Consider the following 14,973-nt stretch of genomic DNA (forward strand, 5'->3'; position numbering starts at 1 on the left):
CGGCTCCATACGCCGAGCAGTGCCGCGAGCGCCTGTCGCTGCTCGTCGGGGGTGGCCGCGACGACGGTCCGCCAGGCCACGGCATCGATCCGGCCGGTCAGCACCGCCCACTCGGCGGGCGGCGCGGGCAGGGCGAGCACCCGCACCTCGTCGTCGATCTCGCCGCGCAGGTACCGGCCGTCGGCGGCGACCGAGGTGAGGAGGGCGGGCTGTGGCTGTGGCTGCCGTTCCTCGTAGGCGCGCAGCTGGGGCAGCAGGCCGTGGAGGGCCGGGACGAGCCGGTTGTCCGGCGCCGGGTCGGGCAGGTCGACGACCGGCCCGGCCCGCATGACGGTGACCCGGTGGGACAGCTCCTGGCGGCGGCGCAGTACGTCGGCGGCGAGGCGGACGGCGCGGTCGACGCCCTCCTGGACCCGCGGGTCGGTCACTCCGGGCAGGGCGCGCCCGATGCCCTGGTGCAGCAGCTCGCGCACCGCACTGTCCGTGACCGTCCGCAGAACGCGGGACGAGGGCTCGTCGCGCGGGGTGAGGAAGTGCCAGAAGGCAGGTGGCGGCACCGGCCCGGCCAGTTCGCCCAGGGTGGCCCGGCTCCGGGTCCGGTGGCGGCTGCCGGGGAAGCCCTGGACCTGCCAGAGCAGCGAGTTGTCGCCGGCGGCATGGCAGCGGATGGTGGTTCCTCCGGCCAGGACGGCGTCCTCGCCGCCGAGCGGCAGGGCGAGGATTCCCCACGGGCGTCGGCCCCAGGTGTTGCTGCGGTAGGAGGCGGTGCGTCCGTCGACGGACTCCAGCACGAACTCGCGCGGCGAGGGACCCGCGTACGGAGTGCGGTAGTCGACCCGGCAACCGGTGAGCGTGCCGTCCTGACCGAGCGGAGACGGCGGAGCACCGGGCGGCAGCGCGGCGAGGATCCGGTGGTCGGGGAAGGGCTTCGTGCCGGGCGGGGACCGGTCGGGGTCGTGGAAGGCGGGGAAGGTGCGGTCGGCGGTGGGAACGCCGGTGGCCGGGTCGATGCGGTTCCAGCCGCTGCGGTGCCCGCTGAACACCTGAGTGCTCCAGAAGGTGTGGCCGTCGTTCATCTGGTAGTCGCGGTGGCCGATGCCCTCGTGTCCGCCGGCCCGCAGGACGCGCTCGCCGTCGAACCGGCCGCCCCCGTCCGGGGTTTCGAACTGGTAGCCGAGGCCGCCCTGGATGCTGCCGCCGTAGGGGCGCAGCCCGTACGTCTGCTCCGGTTCGAACTTTTCACCGGGATGGTCGGACCAGTAGGCGGTGTCGGAAGAGTTCTCCTCGTGCTGCTCGTTCCAGGCGACGAGGAACTGGCCGCCGACCCAGTGCACGGTGTGGCCGCGTGCGCCGTCGGGGAGTTCCAGGGTGTGGTCTGCGCGGAGCCCGGCGTGGTCGACGGCGAGGGCGCGGGTCTCGCCGTACACGGTGAGCACCGGCCAGGTGCAGGTGACGTGCACGGTTTCGTCGGGCCGGAACGCGGCGAGGGCCTGGTCCAGGGCGGGCCAGCCCAGCTCCTCGGGGAGCCCGGCACGCAGGGCGCGGGCCAGCGGGCCGGTGAGGTCGAGTGCGTCGAGGGCCTCCTCGATGCCGTCCAGGGCGATGGCGGTGGGCCGGTCGAGGAGGCCGTGCAGCTCGTCGACGGCCTCGTCGGCGGCGGCGAGTCCCCCGCCGCGCAGGGCGTCGAGCAGCTTCTCGACGCGGGCGTGCACCTCGGCCGTGATGCCGGGATTGTGCGGGAGCCGGCTGATGGCGGTGCCGCTGATCGCAGCGCCGCCACGGGTGCGGAGCCCGGCGTGAACGGTGCCTTCCAGCCGGGGGCCGAACACCGGGTCGATGGCGAGTGCCTTGAGGTCGCGCTGGGAGTGCTCGCCCCAGAATTCCAGGCTGATCGCGGCACCGGGGTCGTGGACGGGTACGCCCTCGGCGAGGCAGAGGTCGAGGAGGTCGGCGTCCAGGTGCGGCCACCGGTAGCGGTCCTCGTGCAGCCGGACCGGGGTGGCGTGCGCGCGCAGCAGCGGAGCGAACCGGCCCACCAGGTCCAGGAGTTCCGCGGGCATGGGCTGGCGGGTCACTCCGCCGCCGCTGACCGTGCGGTGCGAGTATCCGGCGGCGTACCGGCGCAACCAGTCGCCGAGGCCGCCCTCCGGGGTGATCCGGCCGGCCGCGGCCGCGTCGGCGGCACCGCACGCGATGAGCAGCCGCAGCCAGGCGGCCGCGTCGTTCTTGGACTCGGGAAACAGGTCGAGGAGGGCGGTGGCCTGCTCGTCGGCGGGCGGGTGGTCGCCGAGCGGGCCGGCTGCCGCGTCGAGCAGCCGGTCGGGTACGGCCTTGCCGCGGGCCGCGGCCAGCACCCCGCCCAGCACCCGGGCCTCCTCCTCACTGCCGAGTCCGGCCGCACGGGCCGAGTCCCGGACCCGGCGGGCCAGATCGGCGGGAAGTTCGCCGGGGGACGCCGCCCAGGCGCTCAGCAGGTGGACGAACTCGTCGTGCGCTTCATCCGGTTCGAGGACACCGGCCAACCAGGCGGCCGCTCCGCTGAGTTCAGTGGCGGGCAGGGCGCCGAAGCGGGCGAACAGCAGCTGATTCGCCCTCCGCCAGTCGGGATCGACCGGCAGAGCGTGGGTGCGCTCGGCGGCGCGGGCCTGCGCGTAGGCGCGGGCGGCGGAGCGGCGGTGCGTCTCCAGCATCCAATGGCCGATGGTGTCCCAGAACCAGGGAAGGTGGGTGGCCGGCAGGCCCCGGGCCAGGCGCTCCGCGTCGTCGACGAACCGGCCGGGCTTCTCCCGGGCCCGGTGCCGGCTGCTGCCCGCCCGTTCCAGCGTGTCGCGGGCGTCGGATTCGACGCCCGGCCCCTGAGTACGTGCCCAGTCGGCGTACGACTCGGAGATGCGGTGATTGGCTGGGAGTGGAACAGGAGTTCCGGTGTTGCTGGTCATGCATGTGATCTTGCCAGGCGGTTCTGACAGCGGGCCCGGGGATTCCGGGGGGGGGAGATCTCTCGGTTTCATGTCAGTGCACCACCTGCACGAATGCCGCCCCGTGACAGTGGAATCACCCCGACCTCCCACACCCATGGCAGTGAACCGCACCCCGGAAACCGGCACTGATCTGCGCCAACACACAGACCCTCACTGTCTCTCACCCCACTGTCACAAAACCGAGAGATCGCAGGAAGCAGAGGAGGCCTCGCTGCCTGGAAACCGAGTGGTCGGTCGGCTCGACGTGCCGGTCCGCCGGCGCCACTGTCAGTGGCGGCGGTTAGGATCCGCTGTTTGTTCGAACAAGGAAAGCCGTGGGGGCGTAGGGGATGAGTGGGCAACTGAAGGACACCGCGTCGGAGTTGGCGGGTCTCCTGTGGCGGGAGCACACCGTCTACCGGGACCGTGCCGGCGGGGTCGTGATCCGCGGGGAGCACGTCCAGCGCTGGATCAGCCTGGCCGTCGGTGGCGGGCGCGACGAGGTGCTCGTGCGGGCCGGCCGGATCCTGGACGGCGGTACCACCGCCCCCGCCCGATCGGAGGCGGTCGTGGACCTGTCCGACGGGACCGCCGCACTGGCCACGGTCTGCCGCCGACTGCTGTCCGAGACCGCCGCCACCCCGACCGCCCCGCCGCACCGAGGCAGGAGCGCGGGCGGGCGACGCACGCCGCGCACGCGGGCCGCCACCCGGGGCAGACACACCAGCCTGGCGTCCTGGGCGGTCGTCGCAGCGGTGGTTGCGGTCATCGGCCTCTACGTCGCCACCACGACCGGGCGGATCTGAACCCGCCCAAGCCGTCAAGTCGACCTTGGTCATCCAGCCGCGAAGGCGGCCGGCAGGGTGTCCGCCCGGACCTCAAGTTCGGGCGTCAGGGGTCCCTTCACGGTCACCATGAGCTCGTCACCGCCGACCGCACGGGCAAGCCGAACCTCGACCTGTCGCTGCTCACCGACCAGGGGGTACGAGTACCAGCCATCGGGCCGCTCGTCGTCAGTCCCCTCAACCGCCAGTGCCACCGTCTCCCAGTCGGTGACATCGAAGCCGTGGCCCACGTAGTGCGACAGCAACTCCAGGAACGACCGCAGGTTGCGTTCCCAGATCCATCCCCCGACCTCTGCCATGACTCCCCCTCCGCGCTCGGAAGGGACAGCCTGTCATGGACCGCGATCACCCTGCCGAGGCAGGAGGGGGAACCGCGGTCACTTCATCGAAGCCGCTCAGCGGATTTGTTCAACTCGCCATGTGAAGCGCTCAGACACAGCCAGAGACGGGACGAGTCGTCCGCGGGCCCCGGCGGTCCGCGGACGACTCGTCCGCGCTATCGGCACTGGCTGACCATGTTGATGACGAAGAGCAGTACGGCCAGCAGGGGTCCGACCCAAGACACGGAGGCCATCAGTCCCTGCCGCAGTGCTTCCCAGGGCGTGTCGCCGGCGCGGTGGCTGATCCATCCGATGACGCCACCCATGATTGCTCCGGCAACGATGACGAGCAGGGCCCACGGCAGGAAGCTCAGCGCGAGGCCGGCGAGGCTGGGTGCGGTGCAGCCGCCGGCGGCGACTGCCAGGTGCATGGTGTTCAAGGTGCTCCCCCGATCGGGTGGTTGAGTTGTCGACGCCGGTTGGCGCCGACCTCGAACCTGCCCGTGTTCGGTGGTGTCCGGTGGCGTCCGGTGGGACGCTCGAGCGGAAATCTCCTGGTCAGGGGGCATGGAGAACGTGTCCGGCCGGATCCGGTGAGCGCTGGCGTGCGCAGGCGCCGGCGGGCAGTGCGGTAGAACTCCATGGGGAAGGCACGTGGGTGGGAGGAGTTCGGGACGTGATCGAGGGGACGAAGGCTGAGTTTGCGAGGCTGCTGAGGGAGCTCGTGTTCGACCTCCCTGGGCGGGCGCGCCGGCCGAAGCCGCCGCAGACACTACTGACGAAGCTGGCCGACCGGAGTACGTCGGCGGTCTCAGCGTGGTTCACCGGCGGGTCGGTTCCGTCTCCTGAGGTGCTGCGAAGGGTTCTGGACGGACTGAAGACGGACCCGTCGGTCAAGTACCCCTACTGGGGGCGTCTTGAGCAAGACCGGTTCAAGGAGATCGCCCGGCAGCTGATGCTGATCAGCAGAATCCATACCGACAACGTCACCGGGTACGGCGAGTACCTGCGGCTGTTGGAGCTGAGTGAGACCGCGCACCGGGACGCCTCGGTGGTTTCCCAGGAGGGTTTGAAGATCGGCGGCCACGTCGCGCTGGAGGACCTGTACGTGCGGCGGTCCCTCGAGCAGTCGATCCTCGAGATCGCCATGTCCAGGACGTCGGTGAGCGCCCAGCTCGTCACCGGCGAGCCGGGGTGTGGGAAGACGTCACTACTGTGGAGTCTGCACCGTCAGCTGGCGGAAGCCGACGGCGTCGAGCCGCTGTTCGTGCGGGCCAGCTACCTCATCGACGGGCTCACCCGGCCCGCGGACCCGAGTGCGGTGACCGCCGACGCCCTCGAGAGCGCGGTGGCCTGCTCCCTGCAGCTCAAGCACCGTCCAGTCGTGCTGATCGACACCCTGGACCTGCTGGTCGCGCATCCCCAAGGCGTTGCCGCAGTCCAGAAGGTGCTGGCCGCCATGGACGAGCGCGATGTCCCCGTGGTGCTCACCTGCCGCCCCGAGGAGGCCGTCGAACTGCAGTTCCCTCCTCAACCCGACGAGGATGGAGCGGAGTCAGACGCCGCAGCGGCCGAAGCGGTGGCGTTCCGTCGACCGCAGCTGGTCCTCGGCCTGTACTCGGACGACGAACGCACTCAGGCCGTCCGCCGACACGCCGCGGTGTTCTGCCCGGATTCCCAGAATGGAGCGGGCGCCGCGACGCGTCTGGCGCAAGACATCCTGGACGCCGTGTACCAGGGCCTTCCCGTCAAGGAGGTGTGTAGCAACCCGCTCTACCTGCGCCTGCTGTTCGACCTCTACACACCCAACCCGCCGTTGCAGCAGATCGACGCCGGCGGGCTGTTCGACCAGGTGCGTGTCAAGCGGGTGCTCTGCGACGACAGGGCCGGGGGTCGCGAGCACGACGAGCGGTCCGATTGGAACCTGACCGCGATCTCCCATGCCCTGGCCCGGTACATGCTCAGTGCGAACAGCATCGAATACCGGCCGCGGGAAGCAGCGGACGCCCTTGAGCGTCTTCTGCCGGGCGTCTCCCGCCGGGGCATCGACGCCGAACTGGCCGAGCTGCGTCGAAGGGGGCTGCTGGTGGACGCGCCCGCAGGCGGGCTGCGGTTCTTCCACCAGACCTTCTTCGAGTTCATGGCCGCCGAGTACCTGCGGACCGCCGGACGCGGCGCCGAGCTCGTCGCCCGCATGATCCTCCACCCGCAAGATCTGGTCCTGGCTGCGGTCGCCGGTCAGCTGATCCCCCGCGCGGATGCGGGAACCGGCGGAGCCCTACTGCGCCCTCTGCTGGAGCACGAGGTGTTGGCCGACCACGCCCTGGAGTGGTATGCCGACATGCGCGATCCCAGCGCCGACGACCTCGTTTCGGCCCGCGACGCGCTGCGCCAAGCCTCGACGCACGCCCTGAAGCGGTTCACGGAACGGCTCCCCGGTCATAAGCACTCATCGGCCCGGCGCTGGGTCGACGACCTGACGATCGTATGGGGGCGAAGCGAACAACAGCCGGCGCTCAGGCGCACGCTGTTCGCCACTGTGGGCCGTCTGGCCAGCCAACACCCCGACGAGGCCGTGCGGTTCTGCACGCGGCAGGGCGACCACGAGGCCGCGCCGCCGGACACGCAACAGCCGCGGCTGGCCTGGTGGGTGGACCAAGGACCGCAGTTCCTCAAAGCGCACAAGCTGGACTGGCTCTCCCTTTTCGCGGCCCTGTTCCCGCATGACGCCCGCCAGGCCCTCAGCTGGTTGGACCACCTCTCCCGGGCCCTGGCTGAGGCCCGCGCCTACGGCATCGTGGCCGACGCCGTCGCCCAGGTCGAGCGCAGCGTGGACCGCTCCCCCGCGAGACGACAGGCACATCTCAGGCTGCTCGCACTACCGACCTTCGAGGCCTTGCTGGACAACCGTCCCGCCAAGGTTCGGGGCGACATCTCGGACCTGGAGCAGTCGGTCGGCCGGCTGTGGGCCGGAGCCCAGCCGGAGACCGAAGACGCCGCAGCCGAACGCCTCACCGACGCCTTGGAAAAGAGCGACCGGGGATCGGGCCGGGCCCGGCTCCACGGAGCCGGTCTGCTCACCGCCGCCTTCACCGAGGAGCGAGCCCAGCAGGCTGTTGCCCAACTGCTCGACGTGCGCTCCGCCGGCGTCCAGGCGGTCCTGCTGACGCACGTGCTCGTGCCGGTCCTTCTCGGGCGGGCCACGGCCTTCCGGGACGCTCTTGCCGCAACATGCCGATCCGAGCTGGCTCGCCTTCCCCGTCCAGGCAAGGAGCCGGACGGCAGCCGCAACCGAGCCAGGTGGCTGGCGGAGGCCGTCGACAAGGCCATCGAGCAGGATCTCGCCCCAGACCGCCTCCTGGCGCTCCTCCCTTCCGAAGCGGAACCTTCGGTATGGCTCGCCCGGGACGGCCTGACCGGGCTGCTCGGCCCCGCGGCCGCCGTCGGCCACGCCTCGGCGCTGGCCGCGGTGAAGACCTGGGCTGTCTCCACTGCCACCGCCCGCGAGGCAGCCGGCTGGCCGGCCGAGGGCGTCCGCAAGAGCCTTCGCGCCCACCTGACCGACGAGGTGCTGGCGTCCCTGGTCACCGAGGCCCTCGACCAAGGGCAATGGGGCGAGCTCATCACGGTCATCGAGGCCGCCGACGCCGCCGGTCTCACCCCGCCCGCACCGGCTGCTCCCCGGCTCAAGAAGCTCACACGTACCCTCGCGGTATCCCAGCTGAAGGACCTGCCCCAGCCTCTTACCGCCTCCCGGCAGATCCAGCTATGGCGGGCCCTGATCCAGCATTGGGCCTGGACGCCGCCCACCCCCGACGAGGTGGCAAAGGCTCTGGGCGCCGACGACAGCACCTACACCAGCCTTCTGCTCCTGGTCGAGGACGCTGCCCAGCATCCAACCTGGGAGTGGCGCAACCTCGGGGATCTGGTCAAGCAGTTGCAGAAGGACATCGCGGCGCGGCCTGAACGGAAGGCCGGTGCGTCCTCGCCGCACCGCGCCCTCGCCACGCTGCTCGTGCGCCGGCACCCCCTGCCCGCCACGGAGGCCCGGACCGTGGTGGACACGATGCTCGACCTCACCCTCCCGGCAGGAGACGCCCTGGGCACGATCGACGTCTCATACGCGCGGCTGGCGACCGACCTGCTCGGCCGCCTCGCCAGTTGCAACCCTGACGAGGCCGCCCACGGGCTGGCCGAAGCAGGACGCCGACTTGGCTCGTGGCGCAACAGCATCAACGAACACTTCGCAAAGATCATCCCGCCGATCCTCGGCACGGTACTGGCACACCTGGACAAAGGCGGGCGCCAAGAGCTCGTCCTCGAGCTTGCCCACGCCGAGCCGGCAACAGGCCTCGCCGCCGTCACCGCCTTCTCCATGCTCGCCGGAACGAGCGCGCAGCCCCCATCCTGGTATCGGGACCTCGGCAGCGACACCACGCTCTCGCCGAGAGTGCGCTCCGCGGTCACCTCCCACCTCCACCGCTACGCCCGGGTTCGCTGTGGAGGTCCGTGGCCGGAGCTCCTCCGAACCGGTCCTGAGACCAGGCACTCCAGCCCGGGACGGTGCCGCTGACCGCTCCGCCAAGCGAAGCACTGTACCGGCGCCGACGCCATTGCCGGCGCCTCGCGCAGGGCCCGCACCGGGCTGACGACCTCGGCCTTCCGGAATGGCGGACTTGCACTTGAAGAACTGGACGAGCTCAGCCGACAACCTGGTCATGGGACTCGGCGGGCTCGCGCCCGCGTTCCAGCGTGACCGGGCGTGGTACGGCTCCCGCCTGGCCCACGCGTACGCGGCCGGCGGGGAGGCGGAGGCGGCCTTGGGTGCGGCGCTGCCGGTTGTGCTGGACGCTTCCGAGGTCGGCCGGCCGCACGCCTGGCAGGAGCTGCACAAGGTGGCGGGGATGCTGCTGCGGCAGCGGGCTCCGCAAGGACGCATGCTGTACGACGCACTCGCGACCCTGGACTGATCGGACCGCGTTGTGACGGCGGGCTGCCGGCCTCCCCCGCGCGGGTCCGTGTCGGCGTCACGCCGAGGTGAGCTGGTCAGTCCGCGGGCGCGTCGGGCGAATCCGTCTGCTCTTGCGTCGGCTCCCGGAGCAGCGCGATCAAGTCTGCGAACACCCATCTGTCCACAAGGTTCGGGTACGCGGAACAGTCCTCGCCGCCGCGGCAGCACCTCGCTGAAACCGAAGCGGCTGACTCCGCTCTCCCACGAGTGGCGCCACAGCCCCTCCGGTGCCTCAGCCCATGAGCCCCGCCAGCATTGCCGCCGTCGAGGTCAGCAGCTGCTCGGCGGCCGGGCCGCCCGCGGCCGTACGGGCGAGCAGGCCCTCTCGTGCGGCCAGGACCACCTCGGCAGCCTGCTCGGCCGCGGCGCCGACCGGTACCAACTCCGGCAGGACCCGCACCAGCAGAACCGCCACCGCCGCCGTCACCGTGCGGTCGTGTGCGGCAACCCGCTCGGCGAGCCCTGGCGTACGGGCGGCCAGCAGGCGGAACTCCAGGAAGAGCAGAATCCATCCGGTTTCGGCGTCCTCGACCCGCAGCAGCGCCTCGACCATGCGCCGCGCCCGCTCCCTGGGCTCCAACTGCCCGGCCACGGTGGCCAGTCGATCCAGTTCGGCCATCCGCTCGGCAGCCTGCTCGTCGAAGAGCTCCAGCAGCAGGTCTTCCTTGGTGGCGAAGTTCGAGTAGAAGGCACCGCGGGTGTAGCCGGCGGCGGTGCAGATGTCCTCGATGCTCGTGCGCGCGTACCCCGCGGACAGGAACAGCTCGCCCGCCGCAGACAGGATGCGGGCTTTCGTGTGGACGCGGCGCCGGGGAGGCCGGGGCGCGGCGGGTTCGGCTGGGAGGGAATTCACAACATCACGATACATGGTGTATTCAATACAGGTCGTATTGAAACGAGGTCGCGAAAGGACCACCCCCATGAGCCGGTTACTGATCACCGACGCCCACCTGGTCCACCCCGAGACCGGCACCCGCACCGACCCGGCCTGGATCGAGGTCGCCGACGGCAGGATCGCCGCCACCGGTACCGGGCGCCCGCCGGGCGCCGGACAGGACGTTCGGGTGCTCAGGGCAGCCGGCGCCACCGTGCTGCCCGGCCTGATCGACGCCCACGTCCACCTGCTGATCACCTCCCTCGACCTGCCCGCCATCGCCTCCTGGACGCCCGGATACCTGACCGTCCGGGCCCTCGCGGAGGCCGAACGGATGCTGCGCCGCGGCTTCACCACCGTCCGCGACGTCGGCGGCGCGGACCACGGCATGGCCCGGGCCCTGGCCGAAGGGCTGGCACTCGGCCCCCGGCTCGTCCACGGCGGAAAAGCACTCTCACAGACCGGCGGCCACGGCGACCTGCGCCCTCTGGGGGACAACTCGGCGCCGTGCTGCGAGACCCGGCCGAACTTCGCCCGGATCGCGGATGGCGTGGACGCCGTCCGCGCGGCGGCCCGGGACGAGTTCCGCAAGGGAGCCGCCCATCTGAAGGTGCTGCTCTCCGGCGGGGTGGCCTCGCCCCACGACGAGATAACGGCCGTCCAATACAGCGAGGAGGAGATCCGCACCGCCGTGGAAGAGGCGGAGAACCACAACCGGTACGTCACCGTGCACGCTTACCACCCGCGCGCCATAGACCGGGCCCTGCGGGCAGGTGTGCGCTGCGTCGAACACGGCAACCTGATCGATGACGCGACCGTCGGCCTGCTGCTGGAGCGGGACGCGTTCCTGGTGCCCACTCTGATCGCATACGAGCGGACGGCGGAGCTCGGCCGCCAGTCCGGCCTGCCCGAGTCGTCCCATCGCAAGCTCACCGAGGTCCGCGACCACGGGCTGGCCGCCCTGGAAAGAGCCCACCGGGCGGGGGCCAACCTGGTCTACGGCACCGACCTCCTCGGGCCGCTGCACTCGGCCCAGCTGGAGGAGTTCACGCTACGCGCCGAAGTCCAGCCCGCCGCGGACGTGATCCGTTCCGCCACCAGCACGGCGGCCCGCCTGCTGCGGATGGAGGGCGAGATCGGCACCCTCGCGCCGGGCGCGCACGCCGACCTTCTCGTCGTGGACGGAGACCCCCTGGCGGACCTGACCGTCCTCACACGCCCCGAGCGCCACCTCCGGCACGTGATCAAAGCCGGTGCCGTCCTCTGAGAGGTGTTCGATACCGTTTTAGGCTTGCACGAGGGGGTTTACGGGGAGGTATTGCCCGGTTCTGTTCCGGTGTGACGGTAAGTCGGGTGGTCATGGAGTTGACCATGGCCCAGTGGATCATCGAGCGTGACCGGTCGGGTACCTCTTCGTAGTCTCGGTGGAGGCGCCGGTAGCGGGACATGATTCCGAAGGTCTGCTGGACCCGCCATCGGACCGGCTGGACGCCGAAGTCTCTCTGTTCTTTGTCGCGGGCGACGATCTCAACATCGATGCGGAGGCCGACACCGTATCGGACGACACCGTTGTTGTGGGCGGCGTCGGCCCAGGCTTCCGTTGTCCTGCCGCCCCCCGACGAAGACCTCGCCGCTCTGAAACGCCGGCTTCCCCGCGCCCTGGCGCGCCTGGAGGACCCCACCGACCGTCAGGCCGTCCGCTCGTTCGCGACCTGGCATCACTTCAGGCGGCTGCGCGGGCTCGGCTCGCACGCCCTCACCACCGGCTACCAGGCCATGTCCGCCCGCACCCACGCGGCTCCGACCTTCGGCAACCCCGCCCACTGGGCGGCAGCCCTGACCGGGCGGCCACGCACGACCCGCCACCGCCCCGAGCGGATCACCGCCGCCACCGACGAGGCATTTCACCTGCGCTTCCTCGCCCAAACCGCCGTACCGTATGCCCAGATGACCACCGTCGACCAGACCGTGTTCCTGATCGACGACACCACCGGCTCCCACGCCACCCTCACCCCTGCGGGTGACACCTGGGAGGTACGCCAGGGCGGGGCCGGTTCCACTGTGGGATCGAATCGAAGCCGTCCTGATGCCTACGACATGGCGGGCTCACCCGGACCGGAATCCTTCACACTCCACGTCCACGACGGCGGTCAGCACCTGCGCGACCCGCAGATCCCCGCGATTCCGCTGCCCTTCCCCTGATGTCCTGGGACCATCGTCACCATGGCCAAGCACCGCCGCCCCGGACCTCCCAACCAGCCGTCTCGTGCTGCCCCCCGTATCGACAAGAGCGACCCTCTCGCCGCGTACGACGAGCGCCGTCGAGCCCCCATGGACGTGGCACGACGCCACCGCCCGGCCAACGGGGGCGCCGGCCACGTCCGCCCCGACGAGCCGCGCGTGCTGGAAGAGTGGGACGGCTTCGCCTACGTCGTGGTCGCCACCGCCCCCAATCTCGCGGCAGCCAAGGCGTGGCTCGCCAACCCCCAGTCGCCGGCCGAAGGAGGGAGCACCTCATGACGACGCGCGCCTTCGGCCACACCACGATCACTCTGCCCGAACTGGACGACCTCGGCCTCCACCTCTCCCGTGTCGACACCCTCGACAGCCCCCGCGGCACCGTCCGGGAGTTTACGTACGGGGACGCGGACCTGCGGTCACTCGACCTCGCGGACGCCCGGCTCGTCACCGGCCGCATCACCGGCGTGCACACCAAGCGGGCCGAGTTCGAGTCCCTCGATCTGCACCGCGTGGAGATCACCGGCAGCAACCTCGGCGCCGCCCGCTGGACCGAGGGCAAGCTGACCCGCGTCCACATCCGCGACTGCAAGCTGATGGGCGCCGCCCTGGACGGCCTGGTGCTCGATGACGTTCTCTTCGAGGGCTGCAAGTTCGACTACGCCACCTTCGAGAAGGTCCGCGCCACCGGCTCCGTCGCCTTCACCGACTGCGCGTTCACCGAGGCAGCGTTCACCGACTGCGACTTGGCCGACGCCGTGTTCTCCGAGTGCACGCTGCGTCTCACCGAGTTCGGTGCCGGCCAGTACCGGAACCTGGACCTGCGGGGCAACGACCTCTCACGAATCCGCGGCGTCGCCAACCTCACCAAGATCCGTATCGACCACGGGCAGCAGACCCAGCTGGCCGAGGCCCTCGTGGACGAACTCCAGATCGCCCTCGGCGACGAATGACCACGAGAAGCGCGTAGCCGCGTAGTGTGCTGCCCTCGCTCATCTGATCCGGCACCGTGCGCCCTACGGTCATCGACTACCCGATGACCATCGGGCCCGGATGTTCATTTGTTCCCGGCAGGGGGCCGCGCGTCCTGGCCCGCGACGAGCCGGTCATTTCGTGCGGCCAGCGGCAGCAGGTCCTCCGCTGCCACCCCGACTTCGGCCGCCGTACGGGCGGCTACACCCTCTTGTTCACCGTGTCGTCGCACAAGAAGGGACAGTGCCGCACCGGACACAACCACATCCCGTGTGCAACGGGACGCTGGGAGAGGCTTTGGATGCCGATGGGCGCTGCCCCCTCAAGTCCGAAGAGGTTCGACCGTTTGTGAGGACCGGGGTCAGTGCGTGCGTACGCCGTCGATGGCGATCGACAGCAGGAGGCCCGCCTCGGCCTGGCCGTCGGTCTCCCGCTCGGTGGCCAGTGCGATGGCGCCGACGAGCTTCAGCAGTGGGGCGATGGTGATCCCGGCGCGCACGGCACCTGCCGCTTGAGCGCACGCAAGGAGGGCATGCGTCGGCGGTGCGGCACGACAAGGCCGGTGCCTGGGTGTGGCCTACGCCTGCTCCACCTACTACAGCCCACTCTCCGGCCAGTGGGCAGTAACCCCCAGGTAGGCAGGGTAGGTTGGTACGCCACTCGGGTTCCTGCAGTCACCGGCGCAGCATCTGAGTGGCGCCACCTCCAACTCCGACTTCATCACGGGACGAGGAAGAGAAATCACCAACTCTCCACGCACTCACTTCACAGTCGCCGCAGCGTCGATGGGGTCGGGTTTGCTCCTCGGACTAATAGGCCCTGCTGCCGGGAAATTAGACAGTCCCGCCGGTGTCGCCGTGAGCACTGTTTTCTCCGGCGGCTGGTCGTGGGCATGCTACGCATTCATGGTGGGCTATCTCCGACGCTCCAAGATCGAGTCGGCCGTATTTTCGTCGCTCGGTTTGACCGTGGGCGTAGCCACGTACTATCTGTTCAAAAATATTAGCCCCGTCGTCCCGGCGGGGTTGGACGCCGGCGCCGTCGCACCCGGCGAAGGAATTCTCCAAAAAATCATCCCATGGACGATAGGGGCGTTCGTCCTCGGGGCGCCCGTCGGGCTCTTGGGCAACCTTGCCCGAGTGCCAGAATGGGGCGGGCTCCCATTCCGGCTGATCGTTCCGCTCATAGCCTTCTACGAAACTTCCATGCGGCTGGAAGTGGAGGCGAGCACCGCCGACCCTGTTACCGGAATGACCTGGGGCGCTGTTCGGTTCGTCGCAGGCGTTACCGCGTTGGCACTGGTGGGTCGCACCATCTGGAGCTGGTGGCACGGACGCCGTGGTGTTCGATCTGCACGTCAGGTCGTCCCCCCACGGTCGGCTTCGAACTACGAACATCCAACGGAGTGAGAAGGCTTCCGCATACCTCGGGGTCAGCTTTCTGCCCGGCCCTGCCAGGCGGCGCAGCTACTCGCGACAGTGGTTGACCCTGCCACTGCCCGGGCAACCACGCATGCGAAGGAAACCCCCTACCCAAACCACGCGGCCGGCGTGCCCAAGTTCCTCGATAACCTGGGCGTTCCTCGCCGGAGCCCGGCGCGCCACGGTGCCGTCCAGCGCCAGCCGCCGCGCCTGACCTCCTGGCGCCTGCTTCGCGGGGGGTGCCACATGAGCGACCCCACCACCGCCGGCCGGGCCACCGGTCCGGGAAGCAGTCGGGCACGCCCTCGACCTCGTCGGCGCCCGCATCGACT

12 protein-coding genes and 2 pseudogenes are annotated in these 14,973 nt (G+C 70.4%); 8 read left to right on the plus strand and 6 right to left on the minus strand.

Annotated features, from left to right (window positions below; all coding sequences use genetic code 11):
- Positions 1-2,939 (minus strand): annotated as a pseudogene (locus tag ACIQ5Y_RS14565) (hypothetical protein); the annotation flags it as partial.
- A gap of 371 nt (positions 2,940-3,310) precedes the next feature.
- Here ACIQ5Y_RS14565 and ACIQ5Y_RS14570 point away from each other — a divergent pair.
- Complete coding sequence (locus ACIQ5Y_RS14570; RefSeq protein ID WP_403879636.1) at positions 3,311-3,766, plus strand: hypothetical protein; 456 nt, start codon at positions 3,311-3,313, stop codon at positions 3,764-3,766.
- A 29-nt stretch (positions 3,767-3,795) separates the two neighbouring features.
- Here ACIQ5Y_RS14570 and ACIQ5Y_RS14575 read toward each other — a convergent pair whose 3' ends face one another.
- Together ACIQ5Y_RS14575 and ACIQ5Y_RS14580 are read right to left on the minus strand one after the other, a co-directional pair.
- Positions 3,796-4,104 (minus strand): hypothetical protein, encoded by a 309-nt coding sequence (locus tag ACIQ5Y_RS14575; protein ID WP_403879638.1) that lies wholly within the window; start codon positions 4,102-4,104, stop codon positions 3,796-3,798.
- 197 nt (positions 4,105-4,301) lie between these two features.
- A complete protein-coding gene (locus tag ACIQ5Y_RS14580; RefSeq protein ID WP_403879640.1) occupies positions 4,302-4,556 on the minus strand; it encodes a hypothetical protein in 255 nt (84 codons plus the stop codon).
- A 419-nt stretch (positions 4,557-4,975) separates the two neighbouring features.
- Between ACIQ5Y_RS14580 and ACIQ5Y_RS14585 the strand changes: the two genes are divergently transcribed.
- Positions 4,976-8,698 (plus strand): NACHT domain-containing protein, encoded by a 3,723-nt coding sequence (locus tag ACIQ5Y_RS14585; RefSeq protein WP_403879642.1) that lies wholly within the window; start codon positions 4,976-4,978, stop codon positions 8,696-8,698.
- A 109-nt stretch (positions 8,699-8,807) separates the two neighbouring features.
- On the plus strand, positions 8,808-9,095 hold the full coding sequence (locus ACIQ5Y_RS14590) for a hypothetical protein (RefSeq protein ID WP_403879644.1): 288 nt from the start codon (positions 8,808-8,810) through the stop codon (positions 9,093-9,095).
- 273 nt (positions 9,096-9,368) lie between these two features.
- On the opposite strand, the gene ACIQ5Y_RS14595 is transcribed toward ACIQ5Y_RS14590, so the two are convergent.
- Positions 9,369-9,989 carry a TetR/AcrR family transcriptional regulator gene (locus ACIQ5Y_RS14595; protein ID WP_403879646.1) on the minus strand — a complete coding sequence of 207 codons (621 nt, stop codon included), beginning with the start codon at positions 9,987-9,989 and terminating at the stop codon, positions 9,369-9,371.
- Positions 9,990-10,056: 67 nt separating this feature from the next.
- On the opposite strand from ACIQ5Y_RS14595, the gene ACIQ5Y_RS14600 reads away from it, so the two are divergent.
- Complete coding sequence (locus ACIQ5Y_RS14600) at positions 10,057-11,277, plus strand: amidohydrolase family protein (protein ID WP_403879648.1); 1,221 nt, start codon at positions 10,057-10,059, stop codon at positions 11,275-11,277.
- Here ACIQ5Y_RS14600 and ACIQ5Y_RS14605 read toward each other — a convergent pair.
- Entirely contained in the window at positions 11,255-11,692 is a 438-nt protein-coding gene (locus ACIQ5Y_RS14605; protein ID WP_403879650.1) for a transposase, read from the minus strand. The two genes, ACIQ5Y_RS14600 and ACIQ5Y_RS14605, sit on opposite strands and share 23 nt — an antisense overlap.
- Between ACIQ5Y_RS14605 and ACIQ5Y_RS14610 the strand changes: the two genes are divergently transcribed.
- From ACIQ5Y_RS14610 to ACIQ5Y_RS14620, 3 genes are read left to right on the plus strand one after another with little or no spacing between them, the layout of a single operon-like run.
- The gene (locus tag ACIQ5Y_RS14610) at positions 11,583-12,212 is read left to right on the plus strand and encodes a hypothetical protein (protein ID WP_403880008.1); all 630 of its coding nucleotides are present in this window, start codon (positions 11,583-11,585) and stop codon (positions 12,210-12,212) included. The two genes, ACIQ5Y_RS14605 and ACIQ5Y_RS14610, sit on opposite strands and share 110 nt — an antisense overlap.
- A 21-nt stretch (positions 12,213-12,233) precedes the next feature.
- Positions 12,234-12,530 (plus strand): DUF6087 family protein, encoded by a 297-nt coding sequence (locus ACIQ5Y_RS14615; RefSeq protein ID WP_403879652.1) that lies wholly within the window; start codon positions 12,234-12,236, stop codon positions 12,528-12,530.
- Positions 12,527-13,201: a pentapeptide repeat-containing protein gene (locus tag ACIQ5Y_RS14620; RefSeq protein WP_403879654.1), complete on the plus strand. Its 675-nt coding sequence runs from the start codon at positions 12,527-12,529 to the stop codon at positions 13,199-13,201. Before ACIQ5Y_RS14615 ends, ACIQ5Y_RS14620 begins: the two co-directional genes overlap by 4 nt.
- A 380-nt stretch (positions 13,202-13,581) precedes the next feature.
- On the opposite strand, the pseudogene ACIQ5Y_RS14625 reads toward ACIQ5Y_RS14620, so the two are convergent.
- Positions 13,582-13,746: pseudogene (locus ACIQ5Y_RS14625) on the minus strand (TetR/AcrR family transcriptional regulator); the annotation flags it as partial.
- Positions 13,747-14,077: 331 nt separating this feature from the next.
- Here ACIQ5Y_RS14625 and ACIQ5Y_RS14630 point away from each other — a divergent pair.
- Complete coding sequence (locus tag ACIQ5Y_RS14630) at positions 14,078-14,629, plus strand: hypothetical protein (RefSeq protein ID WP_403879656.1); 552 nt, start codon at positions 14,078-14,080, stop codon at positions 14,627-14,629.
- Positions 14,630-14,973: the final 344 nt, after the last annotated feature.

The organism is Streptomyces sp. NPDC096339 (genome assembly GCF_044762985.1).
GTDB lineage: Bacteria > Actinomycetota > Actinomycetes > Streptomycetales > Streptomycetaceae > Streptomyces.

What these genes read in the sequence shown, in the direction of transcription:
- ACIQ5Y_RS14570 (WP_403879636.1), top strand. Translation starts at nt 3,311, where the DNA reads ATGAGTGGGCAACTGAAGGACACCGCGTCGGAGTTGGCGGGTCTCCTG.
- ACIQ5Y_RS14575 (WP_403879638.1), bottom strand. Translation starts at nt 4,104, where the DNA reads ATGGCAGAGGTCGGGGGATGGATCTGGGAACGCAACCTGCGGTCGTTC.
- ACIQ5Y_RS14580 (WP_403879640.1), bottom strand. Translation starts at nt 4,556, where the DNA reads ATGCACCTGGCAGTCGCCGCCGGCGGCTGCACCGCACCCAGCCTCGCC.
- ACIQ5Y_RS14600 (WP_403879648.1), top strand. Translation starts at nt 10,057, where the DNA reads ATGAGCCGGTTACTGATCACCGACGCCCACCTGGTCCACCCCGAGACC.
- ACIQ5Y_RS14615 (WP_403879652.1), top strand. Translation starts at nt 12,234, where the DNA reads ATGGCCAAGCACCGCCGCCCCGGACCTCCCAACCAGCCGTCTCGTGCT.
- ACIQ5Y_RS14620 (WP_403879654.1), top strand. Translation starts at nt 12,527, where the DNA reads ATGACGACGCGCGCCTTCGGCCACACCACGATCACTCTGCCCGAACTG.